The sequence below is a fragment of the Rhizobium sp. SVR5-2C genome (genome assembly GCF_056755115.1).
On sequence record NZ_JBNDHT010000441.1, the window covers coordinates 1 to 262 of the forward strand.

1 protein-coding gene is annotated in these 262 nt (G+C 74.4%); it reads right to left on the reverse strand.

Features of this window, described 5'->3' with window-relative positions; all coding sequences use genetic code 11:
• Positions 1 to 23 precede the first annotated feature (23 nt).
• Positions 24 to 262: hypothetical protein (locus ACPYOI_RS36445; protein WP_481424226.1), on the reverse strand; the 239-nt coding region annotated here is incomplete at its 5' end.

The window sequence follows — 262 nt, forward strand, 5'->3', positions numbered from 1 at the left end:
GTGCGTGCGACAGAACCGGTACGTCACGGCGCGTCGGCGAGCAGACCCTCGGCCCGCAGCGGCGCCACGAGGCGCCCGGCGAACAGCCCCTCGGCCAGGATGTGGTCGCGGGGACCGGCGTCGACGGCGTGCCGACCCGTGACGGCGGAGGCCCCGATGTCGTACACCGGGACCTCGACGTGCCCGGTGTCGACCAGGGTCCGCAGGGCGGTGACCGCCGCGTCGGTGTCCCACGAGTCGATGTGGTCCCAGTCCGCGATGC